General features: G+C 61.3%; 1 protein-coding gene. It reads left to right on the forward strand.

Translation table 11 applies throughout. The annotated features are described in order from the left end of the window. Positions 1–266, forward strand: a 266-nt coding sequence (locus RTW80_RS29525; RefSeq protein ID WP_312721681.1) for an AAA family ATPase, incomplete at both ends; no start/stop codon positions are given.

Here is a 266-nt window from a genome sequence, read left to right on the forward strand (position 1 = left end):
GTTCTACCAGGTGTTTGACCGGGGCGTCATGCGCGACGGCGAGGGGCGGGAAATTGACTTCCGCAACACGGTGATTCTGATGACCTCCAATCTCGGCAGCGACCTTATCATGCAGCTGCTGGATGAACAGCCGGAGGCGACAGAGCCGGACCTGCATGAACTGCTGCGTCCTGTCCTGCGGGACCACTTCCAGCCCGCGCTGCTGGCGCGCTTCCAGACGGTGATTTACCGTCCGTTGGCAAAGGCAGCGATGCGTACCATTGTGG

The sequence above is a fragment of the Escherichia sp. AM3 genome (assembly GCF_032029835.1).
Taxonomy (GTDB): domain Bacteria; phylum Pseudomonadota; class Gammaproteobacteria; order Enterobacterales; family Enterobacteriaceae; genus Escherichia; species Escherichia coli.